Origin of the sequence: Saccharopolyspora sp. (assembly GCF_017434145.1) — a bacterium.
Lineage (GTDB): Bacteria > Actinomycetota > Actinomycetes > Mycobacteriales > Pseudonocardiaceae > Saccharopolyspora_C > Saccharopolyspora_C galaxeae.
The window spans coordinates 1-5930 of the sequence record NZ_JAFRFW010000424.1; the positions used below are offsets into that span (position 1 = coordinate 1).

A 5930-nucleotide genomic window follows, 5' to 3' on the forward strand; every position below is an offset into this window, starting at 1 on the left:
CGGCCGAAAACTCTGCTGTTCGCAACGGGGCTGCGCACAACGGAGCTGCGCACCGCCCGGCGGGCGGCGCATCCGGTGCCGACCGGTGCCATGGCACCGAACCGGCGGACCGCCCTCCCGGCGCGGAGGGCGGTTTCCGCCGGTGCAAGACGGGCGGTGCGCAGCTCCGTTGTGCGCAGCCCCGTTGCGAACAGCAGAGTTTTCGGCCGCGGCGGCCGAAACCACGGACAAGGACGGCTCAGCCATGTTTGAACTTGCGCAGAAGGTGGCCCTGGTGACCGGTGCGGCGTCCGGGATCGGCGCCGAGATCACCCGCGTGCTGGCCGAACGCGGGGCCACGGTCGCGGGCGCCGACCTCGTCGCCGACCTGCCGGAGTCGTGCGCTTCGGCGCACCGGGTGGACGTCTCCGAACCGGACTCGGTGCAGGACTGCGTACGGGAGGTGCTCGACCGGCACGGCCGGATCGACGTGCTGGTCAACTCCGCCGGTGTCGCCCGGCTGGCACCGGCCGCCGACATCGTCATGGACGACTGGCGCGCGACCCTGGACATCAACCTCACCGGGAGTTTCCTGATGTGCCAGGCGGTCGGGCGCGGCATGGTCGAGCAGGGCTCCGGGCGGATCATCAACCTCGCCTCGCAGGCCGCGAGCGTCGCGCTCGACCAGCACGTCGCCTACAGCGCCTCGAAGGCCGGAATCCTCGGCATGACCCGGACGCTGGCTTTCGAGTGGGCGCGCAGCGGCGTGACGGTGAACGCGGTTTCGCCGACCGTGGTGCTCACCGAGCTCGGCCGCGCGGCCTGGGACAACCCCGCGGGCGAAGCGCACCGGGAGGACATCCCGGCGGGCCGGTTCGCCGAGCCCGCGGAGATCGCGGCCGCGGTCGCCTACCTCGCCACCGAAGAGGCCGCCATGGTCAACGGCACCGACCTGCGGGTGGACGGCGGATTCACCATCCGCTGACGCTCGATCCGACATCTATCCACAGTGGAATAACTCGGGTTCGCTGCGCCGGTCACCGAGACTTCCGCCGCCCTGCCACGACGGACCGAGCGCAGTCGCGATCGGCACCACGCGCATCAGCCGACCCAGTGATTGACATCCCGGATCACCGGGTAGGCGAAGAGGGTCTTGCCCCACTGCGCTTGGAGGAGATCCCCGTGATCACCCTAGGTGTCATCCTGCTGATCCTCGGCCTGGTGCTGAGCGTCCCCGTCCTCTACACGATCGGCGGCATCCTGATCGTCGCGGGCCTGGTCCTGTTCGTGCTCGGCCGAATGGGCACCAAGGTCGGCGGCCGCGCCCACTGGTTCTGACCGGCCACAGTGGACTGGCGTGCGGATGGACCGAAACCCGCATCGCCCCGCCGTGCGCACGAACCGAGCCCCGATGTTCCGAGGGCGACGCGAAGCCATGACCGGAGGCGACACGACCGGACGGACCGCGGTCCACCGGGCGAAGGAACGCGCCGAACGCCTCATCGGCACGCTGCGGCGAGGTCTGGGCCACGCCGGCCCGGACCGCGACGCGATGTTGTCGATCGTGAAGAGCGTGTTCGCGGCAGCCGTGGCCTGGCTGATCGCGAACAACCTGCTGCACGCGCCTTCGGCGACGTTCGCCCCGTTCACCGCGTTGCTGATGGTGCAGGCGACGGTGTCGCAGTCGGTGGACCAGTCCGCCCGCTACGCCGCGGCGATGGTGGCCGGCGTGGTTCTGGCCGGGGTGCTCACGCCCACGCTCGGTGCCGCGATGTGGACGTTCGCGGTACTGATCCTGGTCGCGCTGGTTTTCGGGCGCTGGCGCAAACTCGGCCAGCAGGGACCGCAGGTCGGGGTGGCCGCGCTGTTCGCCTACTCGTCGTTCACCCAGTCACCCGCGCTCTCCGCCAGCTATCTGCAGCTGGCCAGCATCGCCGGGCTGGTGCTGCTGGGTTGCGCGCTGGGAGTGCTCACCAACCTCGTGATCGTGCCGCCGATGCGCTACCGCAGCGCCGAGCACGGCATCGGTTCACTGGCCCACTCGCTGTGCGACCTGCTCACCGACGTGTCGGAGGGCTTGCACGGCGGTGTGCCGGACCGGGAATCGGCGCAGGCGTGGCAGCACCGCGCCGACCAGTTGCCGGAGTCGGTGGCGCAGGCGCGCGCCACCGTCGAGCACGCCGCCGAGACCATGCGGTTCAACCCGCGCAGGTTGTTCATGCGGGACTCCACCTCCTTCGCCGGCCATCGCACGATCCTCAACGCGCTGGAGCGCGCGGGTGAGCAACTGCGCTCCGGCCTGCGCGGCGTGCACAACGCCGCCGCCACCGACCACCCGCAGGACCGGGCACACCACCGGTTCATCATCGGCTACGCCGAACTGCTCGCTGCAGCGGCCGAAGCGGCTCGAAACCTCGGCCGATTGCACAGCGCCGACGACACGCCACAACTGCGCGAACTCGACGACGCCACTTCCCGGGCCGAACGCGCTTACCGCGAGCTCGCCGAACAGGCCGGGGACGAAACGCTCGACAGCCCGCGGCAATGGCCGATCTACGGCGCCCTGCAAACCGATGCGCACCGCTTGGTCGAAGAGTTCGTCCACGCCCGCCATTCCCTGTCGCGCCTGCTCGAACCCGACCGGGAGGAACCCCGATCCGTGGGCTCCGCGGGGAATTAGCGCGCAACAGCCTACCCCCTCCATGGGAACGTCAGGCCGTCGTGCCGGCTGCCAGCTCGCCGAGAATTCGCCGGGTCGCCTCGTCGGCCGGGAAGAACGACTCGACCGCGAGTTCGGCGAGGTTCACGTCGTGCGGCGCGCCGAAGTGCGTCACGGTGCTGTGCAGGTTCAGCTCACCGGAAGGATGCTCCAGCTGCAACGGCAGCAGTACGTCGTGCTCAGGCCGGCTGTTCATGTCCCCGGTGGGCGGGCCGTAGCCGCGCATCTCGGAGAGCAGTCCGGCGAGGCGCGCATCGCCGGTCGCCCGCGTTAGCCGGTCGAGGCGTTCGATCAAGTGGGCCGCCCACGCGCCGAGGTTGCGGATGCGCGGCGCCAGTCCCGCTGGGTGCAGGCTGAGGCGGAAGATGTTCACCGGCGGGGCGAGCAGCTCCGGGTCGACCCCGGCGAGCAGCGGCGCGACCGCGCGATTGCTCAGCTGCATGTCGCCCCAGCGGTCAATGACCAGCGCCGGATAGGGCTCGTGCCCGGTGAGCAGGTGATCGAGGGCCGCACGAATCGCCTGCAACTGCTCGTCATCCAGGTCGGACGCGGTGTAGACCGGCGCGTAGCCGCCGGCGAGCAGCAGGGCGTTGCGTTCGCGCAGCGGCACTTCCAGGCTCTCGGAGAGCGTGAGCAGCAGTTCACGGCTGGCTCTCGACCGGCCGGTCTCGACGAAGCTCAGGTGCCGAGCCGACACTCCCGCCGAGATGGCGAGTTCGAGCTGACTGCGACGCCGGCGCGCCCGCCATTCCCGCAACACCTCCCCCGGGCCGGCTGATGCTTCGCGTTCGGCAACCGAGTCGGACACATCGATGATGCTAGACCGCGCGATGCGCCGGTTCGATTACCTCGGAAGTAATCGATCCGCCGCACGCACCGATTCAGAATTCGGTGCATGACTGTTGCGGAGCATCCGTTCGACATCGACACCCGCGTGCGACCGACCGGTACCCCGGGCCGGTTCGAGGCCGGGTTCTCGCCGCGTTGGAAAGCGCTCGGCGGCGTGATCAACGGCGGGTACGCGGCGGCCGTGAGCCTCAGCGCGTTGCGCGCCGCGCTCCCCCACCCGGACCCGCTCGTGGTGTCCACCTTCTTCTTGCGCCGAGGCCGTCCCGGTCCGATCGAGGTGCACACCGAGGTGGCCAACCGGGGCCGCCGGATATCCACCGGCCAGGCCCGAATCCTCGCCGACGGCACCGAGATCGTGCGCACGACCGCAAGCTTCACCGACCGCACAGGTGCCGCGGGCATTTGCGCGGAGCTGTCCGCGATGCCCGATCTACCGCCGCCCGGGGAATGTCTCGACCCGCTCGCGGATGCGCCGATGCCCGAGGTGACGATCACCGAGCAGGTCGAGTTCCGATACCCCGTACGGCCGGGATGGTTCGGCGGATCGCCCAGCTCCGTCCCGCACGCCGAATTCTGGATCGCGTTCGCCGGTGGCCGCGACGCCGATCCGATGAGCCTGCCGCTGCTCGTCGACGCCGCCGCGCCGGTGGTCCTCGAACTCGGAGTCGCGGGCTCGGCGACCGTGGAACTGAACACCCACGTCCGCCGCTGGCCCGCACCGGGATGGCTGGCCTGCCGGGTGGCCACCCACCACGTCGCGGACGGCTACCACGAAGAGGACTTCGAGCTCTGGGACTCCCGCGGCCACCTGGTCGCCCAGGCCCGCCAGCTCGCCGCTGTGCTCCGGCCCGCGCCGCGGGCCACGGAAAGCTCCCCGCAACCTGAAGCGTCGCGCTGAGCCGAGGCCGGCGAGACGCGGACGAACCGAGTGAGCACGACTACACCACAACGGCATTGTCGAGCCCCGACTCCTGCAGAACGGACAACGCTCGTTCGGAGACGACGAGCGTCAAATCGTCGTTGCGGCCGAAGTCGGAGGCACCGGGCCAACCGGTGATCTTGAGCCAGAGCCACTGCGGCAACGACTCGTCGATCAGCTCTTCGCCTTCGGGTGAGAGCGTCACGGTCACGGCGTCGAAGGCCACTCCCGTCAAGCCTTCCCGGGTGATCCGCTCCGCGAGCGCGGCGGTGACGATGAAGCAGGGAGTGCTCTCCACCAGGGCATCACCCAGCCAGTTCGTGAACCGGAGTTCGAGGCGGGTCACCGTGACCGGACTGACGCTGCGATCGAAACTCGTTCCCGGCCCGAGCTCTCCCGCTACTTCCGGCTCGACGACGTAGTAGACCCCGCGCGAAGCCACGTCAGGAAGAGCGCCGGGCCGCTTCGAGGGCTTCGGCCTCCTCGCCGCCGATCGCCTCGCCGCGGGCGACCAGGCCTGCGACCTCCGACAGCGGAATCTGCTTGAGCAGCAGCGCGAGCAGGAACGCGACGCCGATGAACGGGACCAGGTACCAGAACACCGGGGCCAGCGCGTCGGCGTAAGCGCCGACGATGGCGTCCTTGATCGGCGCGGGCAGTTGTTCCAGCGCGCTGGGGGCCACCGAGCCCGCCGCGCTCTGCGCCTGTTCCGGCGATGCTCCGGCACCGGCGAAGATGACCTTCAGGTTCTCCGTGAGCCGGGTGGAGAAGATGGTGCCGAACACCGAGGTGCCCAGCGCCCCGCCGACCTCGCGGAAGTAGTTGTTCGTGCTGGTCGCGGTGCCGATCACGGACGGGCTCACCGAGTTCTGCACCACCAGCACGACGACCTGCATGATCAGCCCGAGGCCCGCGCCGAACACGAACAGGAACGCGCACAGCAACCACACGGGCGTCTCGGCGGACAGGCTCGTCATGGCGACCATGCCGATGCCGGTGACGATCGTGCCGAGGATCGGGAACAGCTTGTAGCGTCCGGTCTTGGTGATCCGGCGGCCGGAGACGATGGAGGTGAGCATCAGCCCGGCCATCATCGGCAGCATCGCCATGCCGGAGACCGCGGCCGAAGTTCCGGTGGACATCTGCAGGAAAGTCGGCAGGAAACCGAGCGCGGAGAACATGCTCAGCCCCAGCACCAGCCCGATCGCGGTGGCGTTGATGAAGATCGGGTTGCGGAACAGCGACAGCGGGATGATCGGGTCCGTCGCGCGCGACTCCGCGAACACGAACAGCGCCGCGGCCACGACCAGCCCGGCGCCCCACATCCAGGTTTCCGGCGCGCTCCAGCCGTGCGCGGCGTCGCCGCCGAAGTCGGTGAAGAAGATCAGGCTCGTGGTCGCCGCCGCCAGCAGCACCACACCGGGGATGTCCAACGGCTGCGTGGCTCGCTTGTTGGGCAGCGTC

General features: G+C 69.8%; 7 protein-coding genes. 4 read left to right on the forward strand and 3 right to left on the reverse strand.

The window, feature by feature from the left end; translation table 11 throughout:
• Positions 1-244: 244 nt before the first annotated feature.
• The 3 genes from IJH84_RS11595 (at position 245) to IJH84_RS11605 (ending at position 2659) form a co-directional block, all read left to right on the forward strand.
• Positions 245-964 (forward strand): GolD/DthD family dehydrogenase, encoded by a 720-nt coding sequence (locus IJH84_RS11595; RefSeq protein WP_295143859.1) that lies wholly within the window; start codon positions 245-247, stop codon positions 962-964.
• A 197-nt stretch (positions 965-1161) separates the two neighbouring features.
• Entirely contained in the window at positions 1162-1317 is a 156-nt protein-coding gene (locus IJH84_RS11600; protein ID WP_200071604.1) for a DUF6131 family protein, read from the forward strand.
• 97 nt (positions 1318-1414) lie between these two features.
• Complete coding sequence (locus tag IJH84_RS11605; RefSeq protein ID WP_295143862.1) at positions 1415-2659, forward strand: aromatic acid exporter family protein; 1245 nt, start codon at positions 1415-1417, stop codon at positions 2657-2659.
• A gap of 31 nt (positions 2660-2690) precedes the next feature.
• Here the strand turns inward: IJH84_RS11605 and IJH84_RS11610 are convergent, their stop codons facing one another.
• Positions 2691-3506 (reverse strand): helix-turn-helix domain-containing protein, encoded by an 816-nt coding sequence (locus IJH84_RS11610; RefSeq protein ID WP_295143866.1) that lies wholly within the window; start codon positions 3504-3506, stop codon positions 2691-2693.
• An 87-nt stretch (positions 3507-3593) separates the two neighbouring features.
• Here IJH84_RS11610 and IJH84_RS11615 point away from each other — a divergent pair, with 87 nt between their 5' ends.
• Positions 3594-4445 (forward strand): thioesterase family protein, encoded by an 852-nt coding sequence (locus tag IJH84_RS11615; RefSeq protein ID WP_295143870.1) that lies wholly within the window; start codon positions 3594-3596, stop codon positions 4443-4445.
• 40 nt (positions 4446-4485) lie between these two features.
• Here IJH84_RS11615 and IJH84_RS11620 read toward each other — a convergent pair whose 3' ends face one another.
• Both IJH84_RS11620 and IJH84_RS11625 read right to left on the reverse strand, forming a co-directional pair.
• A complete protein-coding gene (locus IJH84_RS11620; RefSeq protein ID WP_295143872.1) occupies positions 4486-4908 on the reverse strand; it encodes a hypothetical protein in 423 nt (140 codons plus the stop codon).
• A 1-nt stretch (position 4909) separates the two neighbouring features.
• On the reverse strand, positions 4910-5930 hold a 1021-nt coding region (locus IJH84_RS11625; RefSeq protein WP_295143875.1), incomplete at its 5' end, for an MFS transporter.

What these genes read in the sequence shown, in the direction of transcription:
- IJH84_RS11595 (WP_295143859.1), top strand. Translation starts at nt 245, where the DNA reads ATGTTTGAACTTGCGCAGAAGGTGGCCCTGGTGACCGGTGCGGCGTCC.
- IJH84_RS11615 (WP_295143870.1), top strand. Translation starts at nt 3,594, where the DNA reads ATGACTGTTGCGGAGCATCCGTTCGACATCGACACCCGCGTGCGACCG.
- IJH84_RS11605 (WP_295143862.1), top strand. Translation starts at nt 1,415, where the DNA reads ATGACCGGAGGCGACACGACCGGACGGACCGCGGTCCACCGGGCGAAG.